This is a genomic window from Robiginitomaculum antarcticum DSM 21748 (genome assembly GCF_000365025.1).
GTDB classification, from domain to species: Bacteria; Pseudomonadota; Alphaproteobacteria; order Caulobacterales; family Maricaulaceae; genus Robiginitomaculum; species Robiginitomaculum antarcticum.
Map to the genome: position 1 here is coordinate 281,232 of NZ_KB823012.1, position 17,053 is coordinate 298,284.

A 17,053-nucleotide genomic window follows, 5' to 3' on the forward strand; every position below is an offset into this window, starting at 1 on the left:
TTTTAGGGGTCTGTTCGTCGATTGCAAAGGCTAATTGCGCGCTATGCACAATCACGGCTTTTATCCCGCGCGCAAAACGCATAAGAGCGGGCAGTACTTTTAGCTAAGGTTTTTACTATGTTTGATGTCTTAACTGCGATGCCCGATGATCCGATTCTGTCGATCAGCACCGCCGCTGCCGCCGATAAGCGCGCCGACAAAATTGATCTGGGTGTGGGTATATATAAAGATGAGGCCGGACATACCCCCGTGATGCGGGCCGTCAAAGCTGCTGAATTTGCTTATGCCGGGCTTGAAACAACCAAAAAATATGTCAGCACGACCGGATTGGAAGCGTTTAATACGGCGCTTTTGACTCTTGTTTTGGGCGATATTGATACATCGCATTTCGCGACATGTCAGGGCGCGGGCGGCTCCGGAGCCCTGCGGATCGGCGCAGAACTTATTAAGCGCGCCAGCGACAGCGCGGTTGTTTATGTGCCGACTCCGACTTGGGGCAACCATACGCCGCTGATCGGCTCTGCCGGCATCGAAATGAAAAGCTATCCCTATTATGACAGGGCAGAACTGGACGTTAATTTTGCCGCGATGAGCGAATTCTTGTCGACCGTCCCAAAAGCCGGTGACGTCATTATCCTTCATGGCTGCTGTCATAATCCGACAGGGGCGGACCTTTCACCTGACCAATGGGACAGTCTGGCTGATATTTTAACCGCTAACGGCCTGATCGCTTATGTCGATATCGCTTATCTGGGCCTTGGTGACGGTTTGGATGAGGATTGTTATGGGGTGCGCAAGCTGGCCGAAACACAAGACGAAATGTTGATCGCCGCCTCATGTTCAAAAAACTTCGGTCTGTACCGTGACCGCGTCGGTTTGATTGCGGTAAAAACCAAAAGTAAAGCGCAGGCCGATATTGCCAAATCCCATATGGGGCGCGTGATGCGCCGCATGATCTCCATGCCGCCTAATCACGGCGCGGCCGTCGTCGCCCATATTTTGGGTGACGATGAGCTGCGCGCTGAATGGCTTAAAGAGCTTAATGAAATGCGCGAGCGGATGAACGGTCTGCGCCGCTCATTGGCCTATGCACTGGATGTTCAAGGTCACGAAGATATGGGCGCGGCGCTGGCGCGGCAAAAGGGCATGTTCTCTATGCTTCCCGTCACGCCGGAGCAGGCTGCGCGCCTACGCAAAGACCATAGCGTCTATCTGCTGGACAGCGGCAGGATTAATATTGCGGGCGCCGCGCAAGACGACATTGAACGTCTGGCCAGTGCGATACTCGATATTTTCTAGCGTTTTTATCGGTATTTATTGCGGGTCAACAGGCTGAGGGTCAGGCTTGATATCCGGCTCGGGCTCCGATTGTGTCTGCGTGGGTAGCGGCGATTGCAAAAGGACGGGCCCGCTTTCGTCATTATTATTGGCAGGGTCCAATATTACGTCCGGCGTCTCGGCCGCCGGCGGCGTCTCATCTGATTGCACGTCAATATTAAGGCTATCTTGCGTCTCCTGCGGCTCAATCGGCGTAGCGGGTTTCAGCGCAGGCGTTTGCGCAGGCGGGGCCTGAACGGCGCTAACACGGGGCGAGGATTTCGCGTCCAGACCTATACATTTCGCGAGACCTTCATTGCGCACAACCGCGGCGCGCTGTTGCAAGCTACCCGCCCGGCGACTGACATAAGGGCCGGGCGGATCCACGCGCCATTTATTCGGGCTGGGCAGAACGGCGGCTAAAAGCGCGGCCTCGCGGCTGGAGAGCTGCGCGGCGGATTTGCCGAACCGCGCCTGACTGGCGGCTTCAATGCCGTAATATCCATCGCCCCATTCGGCGACGTTTAAATAGACTTCCATGACTCGGCGTTTGCCCCAGACAATATCAATGGCATAGGCAAAATAGGCTTCAGCCGCTTTGCGCGCATAACCACCGCCATTCCAGAGAAAGACGTTTTTGGCTGTTTGCTGCGTCAGGCCTGACGCGCCGCGACGCTTTTCGCCCTGTTGATTGCCCTCCATCGCGTCTTTGGTCGCGTCCCAGTCAATACCGTTATGGCTGCAAAACCGCGAGTCTTCTGCCCCGATAACGGCGTAGACAATTTGCGGCGAAATGCGCTCCAAGGGCATCCAGTTCTTGGTGACGCCCTCATCACGGATCATATTGATGGTATAGGGCACGGGGACAAACCGCAGAGCGAGCAGATAGAGATGAACAGCGAGTGCGATCCAGAGCAGAAGCCAAAATAGGTTTCGAAAAAGCCGGGCAAACTGATTAGACTTGCGCCTATCGGCCAGCGCATAATCGCGTGCGGCTATGCGCTTAGCCGCGCGCCATTGGCGGCGTCGGGTAAGCATAGGCTTAATCAATGTCGAAATCGCCTGGGCGGTAGCCCGGATCCGGATAGGCGGGATTCATATCCTCTAATGTTTTTCGGACAATATTGGCGACAATGGCTTTGCGGGTGCTGCGGCTGTCGGACGGGATGACATACCACGGCGCATGGGCTGTGCTGGTGCGATTGAGCATAGTCTCGTAAGCAGTCATAAATTTCGGCCAGAGTTTGCGATCTTCAAGATCGTCTGGATTAAACTTCCACCGCTTGTCAGGCTCTTCCAGCCGCTCAGCCAAGCGCTTACCTTGCGTTTTATGAGACATGTGCAGCATACACTTTATTACGGTGCTACCGGTTTCGGTCAGCAGACGTTCGAAATCATTGATCTGATCGTAACGCTTCTCGATATCTTCGGCACTTGCAAATTTGCGCACTTTAACCACCAAAACATCTTCGTAATGAGACCGGTTAAAAACCGCGATTTGGCCATTGGCCGGACATACATTATGTACGCGCCATAAATAATCATGCGCTAGCTCGGTTTTGCTCGGCGCCTTGAAACTGGCGACATAGACATTAAGCGGCGGGGTGCGCGCGAATACGGCAGAGGTTGTTCCGTCTTTTCCTGAAGTGTCCATGCCTTGCAGGACAAGGATAAGACTGCGCTGCGACTCGCCGTAGAGCTTGTGCGCGAGATCCTCAATGGTTTTGGCATCGTCTAAGGCGGAATCCTTGGCCGCGTCTTTATCGCTAAAAAGTGAAACCCGCGTCGGGCAGTCTTTGATTGACACTGTAGTGCCGGGGCTTACGATGAATTTTGAGCGGTAATCTGTCATATGTGTTATCCGAAATAAGGCTGCGCGGGTTTTTATCAAAGCACATTATATCAAAGCGCGTCACCCCTGAAGATTTAAAATGGAGACTACAATGCATTATAAAGTTCTACTCGGCACATTTTTTTCGGCAGCCCTTCTGAGCGGCTGTCAGGGTGACAGCGCAGTCCAAGACGCAGACACAGTAGAAAAAACCGACATACAAGTTGTTGACGCGCAGGTTGTTGACGCGAAGGTTGCTGACGTGCAAATCGCTGACGCTCCGGATATATCCATGCTGACGGCAGGCGATTATGTTATGGATAAAACCCATGGCTATGTTGTATTTACTTACCTGCATATGGGCTACTCTAAACCGCTTTTGCGCTTTAACGATGTTGACGCGACTATCACGCTGGATCCGGAAAACATGACCGGTAGTTCTGTCACAGTCGACATTGACCCGGCCTCGATTGACTCGGGCGTTGCTAAATTCGACGATCATTTAAAAAGCGCCGATATGTTTGATGTCGCCGCATATCCCAATATTACCTTTCGCAGCACATCGTTGACACAGCTCACGCCGGTCACAGGCACGCTGACCGGCGACCTGACCATGAAAGACGTTACTAAGCCCGTCACGCTCGACGTAACCTTTAATAAGGCCGGGGAAAACCGCGACGGGGAACCGACCATCGGCTTTTCGGCTACGGGTAAATTGACGCGGTCCGATTGGAATTTGGGCTACGCTGTCCCGGTTGTCGGGGATGATGTCGAACTGATGATCGAAGCTGAATTCTCGAACAAGACTTAATGAGCGTTACTCCTACCGCGCCGCGCTATACCCGCGTGGCGGTGATCCTGCATTGGGTCATCGCCCTGCTGATTCTCGGGCAATTGGCGGGGGGACTGTTTTTCACAAATCTGTCCTTTGCCACTCATGCAGAGCTTCGTATCTCGCTGACCCAATTTCATAAGGCCGTCGGACTGACGGTTCTGGTTTTGTCGATTGCCCGGCTGATATGGCGGTTGACGCACCGTCCGCCGGCTTTACCCGTCGGAATGAGTCGCATGGAGCATATGGCGGCCAAAGCGACGCATATTTTATTTTATGTCCTGATCATCGGTATCCCGCTGGCGGGCTGGTTGATGGTCAGCGCCTATAAAAATCCCATCAGCTATTTTGGAGTGTTCAACTGGCCCAAAATTCCCGGCTTTGAAGGCCAGAATGATTTCGGTGAAATCATGCACGAGGTGCATGAATATATGGCCTTTGCCGCCATTGCCTTGATCGCACTTCATATCGGGGCGGCGCTGAAACATCACTTCATCAATAAAGATAATGTCCTCGCGCGTATGCTGCCGCTCGTGAAAGCCCGTAATAAGGATTAAGTGATGAAATACTGGATGATAATGTGTGCGGCTTTATATCTGCCGCTTGCAGCGTGTTCAAACCCTGCCGATAGCGGCGCGGCCCCGCAGGTGGAAACGCCTGCAAGCGAGATGCCTGCCGGCAACTGGACGGTGAATAAATCCGCCAGCACGCTCGGGTTTTCCGGCGTGCAAAAAGGCAATGTTTTTACCGGAGAATTTACCGACTACGACGCCAGCATATATTTTGATCCTGAGAACCTGCAGGCCTCAAATGTCGTGGTCATGATCAAAACCGGCAGCGCTAAAACGGGTGACGGTGAGCGTGATGAGACGATGCCCGGGCCGGATTGGTTCGCCATTGGCCTGCACCCGACCGCGCAGTTTGAGACCTCGGATATTACCAAAATCGCCGATGAGGCTGATGGCGCGCGCTATCTCGCCAAAGGCACGCTGACGATCAAAGATATTTCGCTTCCGGTAGAGCTTCCGTTTTCTCTGTCCATTGACGGCAATACCGCAAAAATGGCGGGCAACTTGACCTTAGACCGCACGGCTTACCGCGTCGGAACAGGAACATGGCAGAGTGATGAGTGGGTCAGCAAAACCGTCAAAGTCAGTGTCGAAGTCACGGCCACAAAGTCTTAGAATCCAGTGACCTAGAGCAAATCTTTTTACAATGAATCCATTGCCGTATCGCCAAGCCACCAGAGCAGGCAAATGCCTGTTGCGGCAATCATCAGCATGGGCGTGCCCGCACTTTGCGCTAATCCATCCACGATATGACTAAATGACAGGCTCGGCAGATCTGGCAGAGCCGCATTCGCTAACGGCCCGCGCTTTGACGCGCCTACCGCTAAATCAATCAGCTTCGGGATTTGCATCCCCGCGATAATACCGCCCGACAGCGAGGCTCCGGCTAATAATGCGCGGCGAAGTTTAGTCCGTCGTCCGATCCGGTCTTTTACCAGTGCCGCAAATCCGTCATCGGGAATAGGCGCGGCGTAATCGGACAATAGCGCTTTGAGGCTCTCATTTAAGGGGTCGTTATCCATCATCATATTATGCCTGCTGGTAAGCGTGAAGGAAAGCGCGGAGTTTTTCGGTCCCGCGCTTAATGTGGGATTTGACGGTGCCAAGCGGCAGGCCGCTGGCTTTGGAGGCTTCGCTATGGCTCATGCCGTAGGACAGGCACATCAGGACGCAGGCCCGTACATCGGCCGGCAATTGATCCATGGCCATCGCAATATCGCGGGCCATTCCTGCCGGGGCTGGCTGCGCGGCATCATCTAAATCCGCGCCGTTTTGCGCCTCAAAAAGTTCGCGCCGCCGCGCATGTTTGCGCGCATGGCCTGCATAGACATTATAGGCGATTTGAAACAACCAGCTTTTGGCTGCGCCGGTGTCGCGTAAATCCCCCAGCCTTTGGTGGGCGATTAAAAACGCGTCTTGCGCCAGATCATCTGCTAAGGCGTCGTTTCTGCAGAGCCGCCGCAGAAATGCCCGGATCATACCCTGATGGGCACGCAGTAAATCATCAAAACTGACGGAGGCGACAGGCCGCATGATTATGCTCTCTCATTCATAATCACGCGGCCTATCAGTCGGGCAGCTTCAGGCATCTTCGGTTTTGCGGCCGACAAAATACCAGAACAGAAGCAGCGCTATGCCGATCAATATCGGAAAGGAGGCAAAGCCGGCAAAAATGACTGTGGCTTCTTCATCGGGGATGACTGAGCCCATAATAAAGAAGGCCAGACCAATGGCGATGGCGAGCATGCCGCGGCGCAAGTCTGTATGGGGCTGACGGCGCGGCAGACCGATCGCTTTGATCAGGTCTTGCGGGGGCTCTTTATCCGATACAGCATATTGTTGCAGCACATCGGCCATGCGGTTACGCGTTTTGTAGCGGTAATGGCTCACCGCCCAGACTGTGACGGGAATGATGGCAAATAATGTAATCGGGACTAGAATTTCTTCCATAACGCTCTCCTATGTTATGCCCTTAAGACGTCATAATAGGCCGCTTTGGATGCGCGTGGATGAAATTATTTTATAATCCTTTCAAAATTGGGTCTAACCTTCGCGCATCATTTCAATCTCCAGCCATTCATCTTCGGCATCGAGCAGGCCTTTTTTCGCTTTTTCCAGCGCTTTGATCGCGCCGTTAAAGGCTTCGGGATCGCGGGCAAACAGCCCGCCATCATCTAATTTGGCTTGCGCGGATTTGATATTGGCCTGCAGCTTTTTCATTTCTTTAGGCAGCTCTTTGGCGCGGTGCTCATATTTATAAGATAGTTTTTTCGGCGTCAGTTTTTGAACTTTTTTAGGCTCAGTCTTTATAGCTGGAGCAGCGCTTTTCGACGAGGCCGTTTTCTCTTCACGGCGCGATGACACATTTTGTCCGCCCTGGGCCAGCATATCGGAATAGCCGCCTGCATATTCTGTCCAGCGGCCTTGGCCGCCGGGGTCACTGGCGAGAACAGAGGTCACTGTGCGGTCAAGAAAATCCCGGTCATGGGAGACGATAATCACGGTGCCGTCATAATCCGCGACCATTTCCTGCAATAGATCCAGCGTTTCCAAATCCAGATCATTGGTCGGCTCATCGAGCACGAGCAGATTGGACGGCAATCGTAACCCGCGCGCCAGAATGAGCCGCGCGCGCTCCCCGCCGGACAGGCGGGTGACGGAGGTGCGGGCCTGTTCCGGCGCAAACAAAAAGTCTTTCATATAGCCGACAACATGGCGGCTCTCGCCGTCAACGATGACGTGATTGCCGCCGCCATCTGTGAGCGCTTCAGATAATGACCACTCATCTTTGAGCGTCTCGCGGCGCTGATCAATGACCAGCGGTTCCAGATTGACGCCGCGCGTAATTTTGCCGCTATCGGGCTCCAGCCCGCCCATAATAAGCTTAAGCAATGTTGTTTTGCCCGAACCGTTGGGCCCGATAATGCCGAGGCGGTCACCGCGCGCAATTTTCAGATCAAGGCTGTCAACAATCATCCGATCGCCAAAGCTTTTGCTGACGCGCTCCATCCGCACGACGGATTTACCGCTGCGCTGTCCGGTGGATACCGTGATATTAGACGCGCCTTGGACGCTGCGGTGATCTGTGCGCGATTGGCGCAGATCGGCCAGTTCTTTGACGCGGCGCACATTGCGTTTACGGCGACCGGAGACGCCGTGGACGATCCAGTGTTGTTCGCGCGCAATCTGGCGGTCCAGCTTGTGCTGGTCCAGCTCTTCCTGCTCAATGAAATTATCGCGCCAGTCTTCGAACTCGCCAAAGCCTTTATCCAGCAGCCGCGTTTGGCCGCGATCCACCCATAGGGTTTTGCGCGACAGGGCGCTGGCAAAACGCCGGTCATGGGAAATCAGAACAAGCGCGCTGCGCGTCGCGCCCAGCTCGCCCTCAAGCCATTCAATGGCAGGCAGGTCTAAATGGTTTGTCGGCTCGTCCAGCATCAAAATGTCCGGCTCGGGCGCCAAAGCCCGTGCAAGAGCCGCGCGTCGGGTTTCACCGCCCGATAGATGCGACGTGCCATTGGCGCCGTCCAGTCCCAAAGCGTCCAGCAGATACGGAATGCGGTAATAATCATCCGCGCCTTCAAGACCGCCTGAGACGTAATCGGCAATGGTCGCATAAGCGGACAAATCCGGCTCTTGCGGCAAGTAGCGCAGCGTCGTTCCGGGCTGGAAGAACCGCTCGCCTTTGTCCGGCTCAATTTGTCCTGCCGCAATTTTAAGAAATGTCGATTTGCCCGATCCGTTACGCCCGACGACGCAAATGCGCTCGCCCGCATGGACGGCCATTTCCGCGCCTTCGAGCAGTGGTGTGGTGCCGAATGTAAGATGCGTATCTTTAAGATGTAACAGAGGTGGAGCCATGGCCGCGCTTTAGGGCAGGGGGCAGGGAAAAGAAAGCCGCCGCGTTCAGTTTCAACAGCGCAGCCGTCATCGTGCAATGACGCATCGGGCCGTCACAAAATTTAATAAAGCAAAGCGGATGTCCGCGAAGCCGTCTCCTTGCCGGAGACCGTAAGTGTAAGTGTTTCGCAAAGAGATGACTTCGCGGCGATATCTCACGGCCGATACGCGGCTCTCGCTAAGGTCACAGTCCGCAGCGCAGTCTGCTCCCAAACCCGTTTGATGTAGGCCGTAACCCCACCTCGCCCGAATCCAATACCGTCTTCTGGCGTGCAAGAGACGTCTTACCTGTCCGGTCCAAAAGAACAGTTTAAAAATAGGGCAGATTGGAGAGGCGGGGATGAGTTTGGTTAAAAGCCATCTAAGGCGTTGGTTTTCTTTGGGTCGTATTTCGGCGTTATGAGGATGTATTTTTAAAGTTGGTGCAAATTATATATTCAGGCTGCTGTCTGCTTTGGAGGCAACTGGCGAAAGGCATTAATAAAAACCTGATCGTGACCGCTATCACGGCGAAAGTGATGTATATATGGCAAGCATATTCTTCTGAAGACAAAATAGGAGAAAACTATGCCACAGGAAAAAAAAGACGACTTATCTGAAATTAGATCATTTTTTGATCAATTCGCCGCCTTCGTAGCTGAAGGTGCGCGGGAACTCATAAAAATTTCTGATGATGAGGATGAAAAGGCCGTCATTCAGTCTCTGTTCCCAACATTAAATGCTCAGATTAAGGAAACGGGTGCATATATTATGAGCCGAGGCGAAGTTGCCAATCGTCAACAACGTGCTGAGGCCGTTCAAGCATTTAAAATGTCAGCAGGGCCTCAATTGTTATCAAATGCAAAAGGTATATTTGGGAGCCTTAAGTCATTTATTGGGAAACTTGGATTTGCCAAAATTGCTCAAGAGGTAAAAAAGATATTTCGTATACTTATGGATGCTTTTGGCTGGGCCATTCCAAAATGGATTGAAACCATTCTCATACTCATTGACCAAATTATCAATTTTCTTACAGGTGGGAAGTCCATGAAAATGCAGACAGCATTGTCCATTCAAGAACAAAACTACCTCGCTGAAATGACACACCTCACTCGTTTGCAACGTGCAATGGGTAATGACGGTTCAGATGATGATGATGAAGACTATTAATGGTCTCATGAAAATGATGTTTTAGATTTTGCTCACCTTTGATATATTCAAGGGTGGGCATTTTGTTTGCAGATTGTTTGTTGTTGTTTTGCTATGCCCACAGTCCAACTATTCACCAACTCCTCTATTAATGATTTCTCTTCAAAGTTTCACACTGGCCGCAAGAGAATATACTCTAACTTCTACTCATGGCGATTAAACGAAATCCTGAGTGTTTGACGCCGCTTCCGCTTTCCGCCGCCTCGCCGCCAGTTTCGTCTCTATCCGATCTTTCGTCGCGACAGCCATGTGTCCGGCGATAACCTCGCTTTTCTGCCGCAATCGGCGGATGGCGCGCAGGGCAAAATAAAGCGCCGTGCCCGCAAGGACGGCCAAGATAAGGAAGATATAGAATATGCCGTGAAGCTGGCTGCCCAGCCAAAGGCCCAATGCGCCGAACAGGACAATTAGTGCAAAGGCTGCCCATGCCATAAACACGGCGCGGGCGAGCAGGAAGCGCGCGGGCAGCAGCGCCGCATCCACAGCGATCTCGCCCGCCAGACCGCGCGCTTTTTCCCGATCTCTCCCGGCCCGTAATAAACTGAAAGATTTAAGCAGCATTCCGCAATTATGCCGCGACACAGGGATAATGCAAGACGCGTCGCGCCGGGGCGTAAACCGAACTGTTTGCCGTGGTGCAGTTAGGGTTGGAATCTAAAAAATGCCGTGCTAAGGGGGCGCGAATTTCCACAAATGGTAGCGATTTGACCCGCCGTTTGAAACTTGTTTCCTCTCAGCCTGCGCGGTGCGGTCTGACAAACTTAATGGACGGCTCAATGTCACAAGACGGCGTGATTGCAAGCGAAGCCGCAGGGCGTTATGCCATTGCGCTTCTTGACCTGGCGACAACCGCCAGCGCCTTGAAAACATTAGAAAAAGACGCCAAAACGGTAAAGGCTCTCTTTGCCGATCATGCCGATATCCGGCGTCTGGCGCATAGCCCTATCTTTGCCGCAGAAGACAAAGCGTCCGCCTTTGTTGCTATCCTGAAAAAGGCCAAAGTCGGCACATTGATGCAGCAATTTGTCGGAACCGTCGCGCAGAATCGCCGCGTTGATGAAATTACCGATATGCTCAATGTGTTCGAAGAAAAGCTGGCGCTAAAGCGCGGCGAGACAACGGCTGTTGTTACATCCGCTAAAAAACTCTCGCCAGCCGAGCTGAAAAGCATGAAGGCCGAGCTTAAGACATCCCTCGGCCGCACGGTCGATATTGAAACCAAAGTCGACCCGGACCTTCTGGGTGGCTTCTCCGTAAAAATCGGCTCACGCCTATTTGATAATTCACTCAAGACCCAATTGGGTGGTCTTAAACTCGCGATGAAAGAGGCCTAAACCATGGATATCCGCGCTGCTGAAATTTCCTCAATCCTTAAGAAGCAAATCAAAGGCTTCGGGACTGAGGCCAAAGTCTCTGATGTTGGACAGGTTCTGTCCGTCGGTGACGGTATTGCCCGTATTTACGGTCTGGAAAATGTCCGCGCCGGTGAAATGGTCGAGTTCCCGGGCGGCGTCAAAGGTATGGCGCTAAACCTTGAGACTGACAATGTCGGCGTGGTTATCTTCGGTGACGACCGCGGCATTAAAGAAGGCGACACTGTTAAGCGCCTCGGCGAAATCGTTGACGTTCCTGTCGGCATGGGTCTTTTGGGCCGCGTTGTCGATCCGCTGGGCAATCCGATTGACGGCAAAGGTCCGCTCAAAGATGTGGCCGAGCGCCGCCGCGTTGACGTTAAAGCGCCGGGCATTATGCCGCGTAAAGGTGTTCACGAGCCTGTGCAGACCGGTATTAAAGCGATTGACGCGCTCATCCCAATTGGCCGTGGCCAGCGCGAGCTGATCATTGGCGACCGCCAGACCGGTAAAACCGCTGTTGCGATTGACGCAATCTTAAACCAAAAAGCCGCCTTTGATGATAACCGCGAAAGCGACAAGCTGTATTGCATCTATGTCGTGATCGGCCAGAAGCGCTCAACTGTGGCGCAGCTTGTTAAAGTTCTCGAAGAAAACGGCGCGATGGATTATTCCATTATCGTCGCCGCGACGGCCTCCGAGCCGGCTCCGCTTCAGTTCCTCGCGCCTTTTGCCGGGTGCGCCATGGGCGAATATTTCCGCGATAACGGCATGCACGGCCTGATCATTTATGATGATCTGTCCAAACAGGCTGTCGCCTATCGCCAAATGTCACTTTTGCTACGCCGTCCTCCGGGCCGTGAAGCCTATCCGGGTGATGTGTTCTATCTTCACTCCCGTTTGCTTGAGCGCGCCGCGAAACTCAACGAAGATCATGGCGGCGGGTCATTAACGGCGCTGCCGATTATTGAAACGCAGGGCAATGACGTGTCGGCCTTTATTCCGACCAATGTGATCTCGATTACGGACGGACAGATTTTCCTTGAGACAGATTTGTTCTTCCAGGGCATCCGCCCCGCGCTCAATGTCGGCCTGTCCGTGTCCCGTGTGGGGTCTGCGGCGCAGATCAAAGCTATGAAACAGGTGGCGGGCCCGATTAAAGGCGAGCTTGCCCAATACCGCGAAATGGCGGCCTTTGCGCAGTTCGGTTCAGATCTTGACGCATCAACACAGCGCCTTCTGGCCCGTGGTGAGCGCCTGACAGAGCTGCTGAAACAGCCGCAATTCTCTCCGCTTCAAGTTCAGGAGCAGGTCTGCGTGATTTACGCGGGAACGCGCGGTTATTTGGATAAGATTGCAGTTGGTGATATTCAGAAATACGAAGCCGAGCTTTTAGCCCATCTTCACGCCGAGCACGACGCGATCCTCTCTGATATTGCCACACAGAAAAAGCTGACTGACGATATTGAAAACCGTCTGAAGACCGTTCTGGACAGCTTTACAGCGAATTTCGCGGCGTAATCCGGATAAAGAGACAGGGCTATGGCCAGTTTAAAAGAATTAAAAAACCGGATCGCGTCGGTTAAATCGACGCAAAAGATCACCAAGGCCATGCAAATGGTGGCGGCGGCGAAATTGCGTAAAGCACAAGACGCAGCTGAACGCTCGCGGCCTTATAGTGACCGCATGGCCGCTGTAATTGCCAATCTGGCCGGCTCTATGACAGGCTCCGGCGACGCGCCGCAGCTCCTCGTCGGGAACGGCCAGGAGGAGACGCATCTTCTGATCGTGGCGACGGCTGACCGTGGTCTGTGCGGCGGCTTTAACGGTAATATCGTGCGCGCCGCGCGAGAAGAAATTGTGCGCCTTACCCGCGCGGGCAAGACCGTAAAAATCTACAGCATCGGTAAAAAAGGTTATGACGCCCTGTCGCGCCTTTACGGTGACAAGATCGTCAAACGTATCTCTTTAAAAGAAGAGAAAGTCATTACCGCCGGCATCGCCCAGCGTATCGGCGCCGAAGTGACCGAGATGTTTGAAAACGGCGAATTTGATGTTGCTAAGCTCATCTATTCCCAATTTGAAAATGTCATGACGCAAGTGCCGCAGGTCAAAACCTTGATCCCGGCCATGGCCGCTATTCCCGATGGCGAAGACGAAGCGCCAATGGGGCCGGATCTGAACGGCGCGATTTATACTTATGAGCCCGACGAGGCCGGCATTTTAAAAGTGCTGCTGCCGCGTAATTTAAACACACAAATTTTCGCCGCATTGCTTGAAAATGTGGCCGGCGAAATGGGCTCTAAAATGACGGCTATGGATAATGCCACCCGAAATGCCGGTGACATGATCGACAAGCTATCCCTACAATTTAACCGAACACGTCAGGCGCAGATTACATCTGAACTGATCGAAATTATTTCCGGCGCAGAAGCGCTTTAAAGTTACCAGCCAAGAGGAACATATCATGGCAAAAGCAGCGACAAAGACGGCCAAAAAGCCGGCAGCGAAAAAAGTAGCGGCGAAAAAACCCGCCGTCAAAAAAGCTCCGGCCAAAAGCGCCGCAGCGAAAAAACCCGCCGCCAAAAAAGCGACAGGCCGCATCAGTCAGGTCATCGGCGCGGTTATCGACGTTGAATTTACCGGCGACCTGCCGTCCATTTTGAACGCGCTAGAGACTGATAACCAAGGCAACCGCCTGGTTCTCGAAGTGGCGCAGCATTTGGGCCAGAACACCGTGCGCACCATCGCGATGGATTCGACCGAAGGTCTGGTTCGCGGACAAGCCGTAACCGATTTGGGTTCGCCCATTACGGTTCCTGTTGGCCCTGAAACCCTTGGCCGTATCATGAATGTTATCGGCGAGCCGATTGACGAGCGCGGCCCGATCAAGACGAAAGTCATGGCGTCGATCCATAAAGAAGCGCCGGCCTTTGTTGACCAAGCGACAGATACCGAAGTCCTTGCGACCGGTATTAAAGTTATCGACCTGCTTTGCCCTTATTCCAAAGGTGGTAAAATCGGTCTGTTCGGCGGCGCGGGCGTTGGTAAAACCGTTCTGATTATGGAACTGATTAACAATATCGCGAAGCTATTTGGTGGTTATTCTGTCTTTGCCGGTGTTGGCGAGCGGACCCGTGAAGGCAATGACCTTTACCACGAAATGATCGAATCCGGCGTTATCAATCTTGAGGGCGAGAGCCGCGCCACATTGGTCTATGGACAAATGAACGAGCCTCCCGGCGCGCGCGCGCGCGTGGCGTTGACAGGTTTGTCACAGGCTGAATATTTCCGCGACGAAGAAGGCAAAGACGTTTTGTTCTTCGTTGATAATATCTTCCGCTTTACCCAGGCCGGCTCCGAAGTGTCCGCGCTGCTGGGCCGTATCCCGTCTGCTGTGGGTTATCAGCCCACACTGGCCACCGAAATGGGCCAGATGCAAGAGCGCATTACCTCGACTAATAAAGGCTCGATCACATCTGTTCAGGCCGTTTACGTCCCTGCCGATGACTTGACTGATCCGGCGCCTGCGACATCCTTTGCCCATTTGGACGCGACAACGGTTCTCAACCGCGCGATTTCTGAAAAAGGCATCTATCCCGCTGTTGACCCACTTGATTCGACGTCACGTATTCTCGAGCCGCGCACTGTGGGTGAAGAGCATTACCAGACAGCCCGCCGCGTTCAGGAAATCCTGCAGCGTTATAAATCCCTGCAAGACATCATCGCGATTTTGGGTATGGATGAGTTGTCCGAAGAAGACAAATTAGTCGTATCGCGCGCCCGTAAAGTTGAAAAATTCCTGTCACAGCCTTTCGATGTGGCCGAGATTTTCACCGGTTCCCCGGGCATCCAGGTTCCCCTAGAAGAGACTGTGAAGTCTTTTAAAGGTCTGGTCGAAGGCAAATATGACCACCTGCCCGAGCAAGCCTTCTATATGGTGGGCGGCATTGATGATGTTATCGCTAAGGCCGAGAAAATGGCGGCTGACGCAGCGTAGTGTCAGCTTCGCTCGATATTAAGGACTGTGTGAATACACATTGTCCTTGGTCGGGCGACACAATTTCTGCCGACAGCCTGACTCTTTATAAGGGACAGGTCGTCGGCTTTTGCAATCCCGCCAATTTCTTTTCCGGCGGAGATAAATTTGATAAGGCAACCCGCCTGTTTGATGACGCTTTAGGAGCCACTCATGGCTGAAAAACTTCACTTTTCACTCGTATCGCCTGCGCGCGAGCTTTATTCCGGCGCAGTGGATCAGGTTGATGTTCCGGGCACTGAGGGCGATTTTGGCGTGCTGCCGGACCACGCGCCGTTAATGGCCGCGATCCGCACGGGCCTGCTGGGCGTCTATCATGAAGGCGTTGAGAGCTTTTATTTCGTCCAAGGCGGCTTTGCCGATGTGACGCCTGCGGGCCTGACGGTATTAGCGGAAAAAGCCATGCCGCTCGGTGATGTCGATCTCCCCGGGATTGAAGCTGAGATTGAGCGTATTGAGAAAAAAATGCATGAGCTTGAGGGCGACGCTGCGCTGAGCGCAGCGCAGGACGTCGAGGGTCTGAAAACCGTCGCGGCCATACTGTAGATTGAGCCGCGCCTGCGTTATTGCGGTTGCGCAAAGCGCCTCGCATTCATTTACCAAACACACACAGCTCGCGGTTTCACTGATCGCGGGCTTTGGCGTTCAAGGGGACGCCCATTACGGTCAAACTGTCCAGCATATTTACGATAAACGCCGCGACCCATTGCGGCCCAATCTGCGCCAAGTCCACCTCATTCATAGCGAATTGTTCGATGAGATGAGCCGCTATGGCTATGACCTTGGTGCGGGCCAGCTTGGCGAGAATATCACCACGCGCGGCATTGATTTGATTAATCTGCCAACAGGGACGCAACTGACGATTGGCGAAGCGCAGATCGAGGTGACGGGCCTGCGCAAGCCCTGCTCGAAAATCAATGCGCTGGGCGAAGGTTTAATGGCCCGTATGATCGAAAAAGCGCCGTCCGGGGATTTAATTTTAAAATGTGGCGTGATGGGCATTATTACCCAAAGCGGGGAAGTCATGCGCGGCGATAATATTGATATTAAATTGCCTGACCTGCCGCACCGCCCCCTGGGCGCTGTATAGCCTTAATCACGCCATATAAAGTCTGTATTCCCCGTTATGAAACGCATTGTGAAATATATATTCGGGCCGTTGGCGCTTATAATATTGGCGTGTTTACTTTACGGTTTTCTGATCGAGCCCCTCCTGCTGGTCCGGCGCGACGTGACCATTGCTTCACCGCATTATAAGGGTCCACCCCTAAAAATATTGCTGCTGTCTGACTTTCACATTGGCGGCCCGAATATAAACGCAAAACGCATTCAAGATATTGTTATAAAGACAAATCAACACGGCCCGTATGACGCCGTCTTGATTGCCGGAGATTTTATAAACGGGCATGTTCCGCGCGTCCAAAGAGATGCAGCGGATCGTGCAGATATTGAGCAGGGCATAGACTATTTGGGCGCGCTTAATGGCGGCTTAAAAATTTATGCGTCTCTGGGAAACCATGATACATGGTATAGCAAATCTGTTGTCACGCGAACGCTCAACACTGCCGGTATAGCGGTGTTAGATAATGACAGCGTCATGATGGGGCGATTTTGTATCGTCGGAATTGCTGATTTTGATACGGACAGGCCGGATATATATGCGGCGCAAAACTGCACGTCTGATGCCATAAAAATCGTCATCACCCATTCCCCGGACGCACTCGCTTTCGCGCCGAAAAATAGCGCGCTAATTGTATCGGGGCATACACATGGCGGGCAAATTAATCTGCCCTTTATTGGGCGGCGGGTGACGTCGACGCGCGCGGGGCAAGCCTATGCCTACGGTTTAAAATCCTATCGCGGGTCGCCCGTCTTCATTACAGCGGGTATCGGCACATCAATACTGCCCGCGCGGTTTCGCGCGCCGCCGGAATATGTTGTGATTACACTGAGGCCGGCTCAGGATTGACTGGCTTGACGAATGACATCTCCGGTGCACAATCGTGGCATAAAATGGGGGAGATA

General features: G+C 53.1%; 20 protein-coding genes. 13 read left to right on the forward strand and 7 right to left on the reverse strand.

Annotated elements, in window-relative coordinates; translation table 11 throughout:
- Nucleotides 1-117: 117 nt before the first annotated feature.
- The gene (locus H142_RS0108220) at nucleotides 118-1,299 is read left to right on the forward strand and encodes an amino acid aminotransferase (protein ID WP_017931643.1); all 1,182 of its coding nucleotides are present in this window, start codon (nucleotides 118-120) and stop codon (nucleotides 1,297-1,299) included.
- A 15-nt stretch (nucleotides 1,300-1,314) separates the two neighbouring features.
- On the opposite strand, the gene mtgA is transcribed toward H142_RS0108220, so the two are convergent.
- Complete coding sequence (mtgA, locus tag H142_RS14965) at nucleotides 1,315-2,355, reverse strand: monofunctional biosynthetic peptidoglycan transglycosylase (protein WP_017931644.1); 1,041 nt, start codon at nucleotides 2,353-2,355, stop codon at nucleotides 1,315-1,317.
- Nucleotides 2,356-2,359: 4 nt separating this feature from the next.
- Nucleotides 2,360-3,169 carry a PPK2 family polyphosphate kinase gene (locus H142_RS0108230; RefSeq protein WP_017931645.1) on the reverse strand — a complete coding sequence of 270 codons (810 nt, stop codon included), beginning with the start codon at nucleotides 3,167-3,169 and terminating at the stop codon, nucleotides 2,360-2,362.
- A gap of 91 nt (nucleotides 3,170-3,260) precedes the next feature.
- Between H142_RS0108230 and H142_RS0108235 the strand changes: the two genes are divergently transcribed.
- From H142_RS0108235 to H142_RS0108245, 3 genes are read left to right on the forward strand one after another with little or no spacing between them, the layout of a single operon-like run.
- Nucleotides 3,261-3,959: a YceI family protein gene (locus H142_RS0108235; RefSeq protein WP_017931646.1), complete on the forward strand. Its 699-nt coding sequence runs from the start codon at nucleotides 3,261-3,263 to the stop codon at nucleotides 3,957-3,959.
- Nucleotides 3,959-4,537 (forward strand): cytochrome b, encoded by a 579-nt coding sequence (locus H142_RS0108240; protein WP_017931647.1) that lies wholly within the window; start codon nucleotides 3,959-3,961, stop codon nucleotides 4,535-4,537. Before H142_RS0108235 ends, H142_RS0108240 begins: the two co-directional genes overlap by 1 nt.
- 3 nt (nucleotides 4,538-4,540) lie before the next feature.
- Nucleotides 4,541-5,164, forward strand: a complete 624-nt coding sequence (locus H142_RS0108245) for a YceI family protein (protein ID WP_017931648.1) — start codon at nucleotides 4,541-4,543, stop codon at nucleotides 5,162-5,164.
- A gap of 26 nt (nucleotides 5,165-5,190) precedes the next feature.
- Here the strand turns inward: H142_RS0108245 and H142_RS0108250 are convergent, their stop codons facing one another.
- From H142_RS0108250 to H142_RS0108265, 4 genes are all read right to left on the reverse strand, one after another.
- Nucleotides 5,191-5,577, reverse strand: a complete 387-nt coding sequence (locus H142_RS0108250; protein WP_017931649.1) for a hypothetical protein — start codon at nucleotides 5,575-5,577, stop codon at nucleotides 5,191-5,193.
- 1 nt (nucleotide 5,578) lies between these two features.
- On the reverse strand, nucleotides 5,579-6,082 hold the full coding sequence (locus H142_RS0108255) for an RNA polymerase sigma factor (protein ID WP_017931650.1): 504 nt from the start codon (nucleotides 6,080-6,082) through the stop codon (nucleotides 5,579-5,581).
- 48 nt (nucleotides 6,083-6,130) lie between these two features.
- Nucleotides 6,131-6,499, reverse strand: a complete 369-nt coding sequence (locus tag H142_RS0108260; RefSeq protein ID WP_017931651.1) for a DUF6249 domain-containing protein — start codon at nucleotides 6,497-6,499, stop codon at nucleotides 6,131-6,133.
- 93 nt (nucleotides 6,500-6,592) lie between these two features.
- Nucleotides 6,593-8,410 (reverse strand): ABC-F family ATP-binding cassette domain-containing protein, encoded by a 1,818-nt coding sequence (locus tag H142_RS0108265; protein WP_017931652.1) that lies wholly within the window; start codon nucleotides 8,408-8,410, stop codon nucleotides 6,593-6,595.
- A 606-nt stretch (nucleotides 8,411-9,016) separates the two neighbouring features.
- Between H142_RS0108265 and H142_RS0108270 the strand changes: the two genes are divergently transcribed.
- Nucleotides 9,017-9,598, forward strand: coding sequence for a hypothetical protein (locus tag H142_RS0108270; RefSeq protein WP_017931653.1), 582 nt, complete (start codon nucleotides 9,017-9,019; stop codon nucleotides 9,596-9,598).
- A 195-nt stretch (nucleotides 9,599-9,793) separates the two neighbouring features.
- Here the strand turns inward: H142_RS0108270 and H142_RS0108275 are convergent, their stop codons facing one another.
- Nucleotides 9,794-10,198: a hypothetical protein gene (locus H142_RS0108275; protein ID WP_017931654.1), complete on the reverse strand. Its 405-nt coding sequence runs from the start codon at nucleotides 10,196-10,198 to the stop codon at nucleotides 9,794-9,796.
- Nucleotides 10,199-10,341: 143 nt separating this feature from the next.
- Here H142_RS0108275 and H142_RS0108280 point away from each other — a divergent pair, with 143 nt between their 5' ends.
- The 8 genes from H142_RS0108280 to H142_RS0108315 are packed head-to-tail and all read left to right on the forward strand — an operon-like array spanning nucleotide 10,342 to nucleotide 16,997.
- On the forward strand, nucleotides 10,342-10,971 hold the full coding sequence (locus H142_RS0108280) for a F0F1 ATP synthase subunit delta (RefSeq protein WP_156811960.1): 630 nt from the start codon (nucleotides 10,342-10,344) through the stop codon (nucleotides 10,969-10,971).
- A gap of 3 nt (nucleotides 10,972-10,974) precedes the next feature.
- Nucleotides 10,975-12,510 (forward strand): F0F1 ATP synthase subunit alpha, encoded by a 1,536-nt coding sequence (atpA, locus tag H142_RS0108285; RefSeq protein WP_017931656.1) that lies wholly within the window; start codon nucleotides 10,975-10,977, stop codon nucleotides 12,508-12,510.
- A 21-nt stretch (nucleotides 12,511-12,531) separates the two neighbouring features.
- Nucleotides 12,532-13,431, forward strand: coding sequence for a F0F1 ATP synthase subunit gamma (locus tag H142_RS0108290; protein WP_017931657.1), 900 nt, complete (start codon nucleotides 12,532-12,534; stop codon nucleotides 13,429-13,431).
- A gap of 25 nt (nucleotides 13,432-13,456) precedes the next feature.
- Nucleotides 13,457-14,989: a F0F1 ATP synthase subunit beta gene (gene atpD / locus H142_RS0108295; RefSeq protein ID WP_017931658.1), complete on the forward strand. Its 1,533-nt coding sequence runs from the start codon at nucleotides 13,457-13,459 to the stop codon at nucleotides 14,987-14,989.
- 29 nt (nucleotides 14,990-15,018) lie between these two features.
- A complete protein-coding gene (locus tag H142_RS0108300) occupies nucleotides 15,019-15,189 on the forward strand; it encodes a glutathione S-transferase (RefSeq protein WP_233341649.1) in 171 nt (56 codons plus the stop codon).
- The gene (locus H142_RS0108305; RefSeq protein WP_017931660.1) at nucleotides 15,182-15,574 is read left to right on the forward strand and encodes an ATP synthase F1 subunit epsilon; all 393 of its coding nucleotides are present in this window, start codon (nucleotides 15,182-15,184) and stop codon (nucleotides 15,572-15,574) included. Before H142_RS0108300 ends, H142_RS0108305 begins: the two co-directional genes overlap by 8 nt.
- 1 nt (nucleotide 15,575) lies before the next feature.
- Nucleotides 15,576-16,118, forward strand: coding sequence for an MOSC domain-containing protein (locus H142_RS0108310; RefSeq protein WP_017931661.1), 543 nt, complete (start codon nucleotides 15,576-15,578; stop codon nucleotides 16,116-16,118).
- 48 nt (nucleotides 16,119-16,166) lie between these two features.
- The gene (locus tag H142_RS0108315) at nucleotides 16,167-16,997 is read left to right on the forward strand and encodes a metallophosphoesterase (RefSeq protein WP_169331829.1); all 831 of its coding nucleotides are present in this window, start codon (nucleotides 16,167-16,169) and stop codon (nucleotides 16,995-16,997) included.
- The last annotated feature ends 56 nt before the right edge of the window (nucleotides 16,998-17,053 follow it).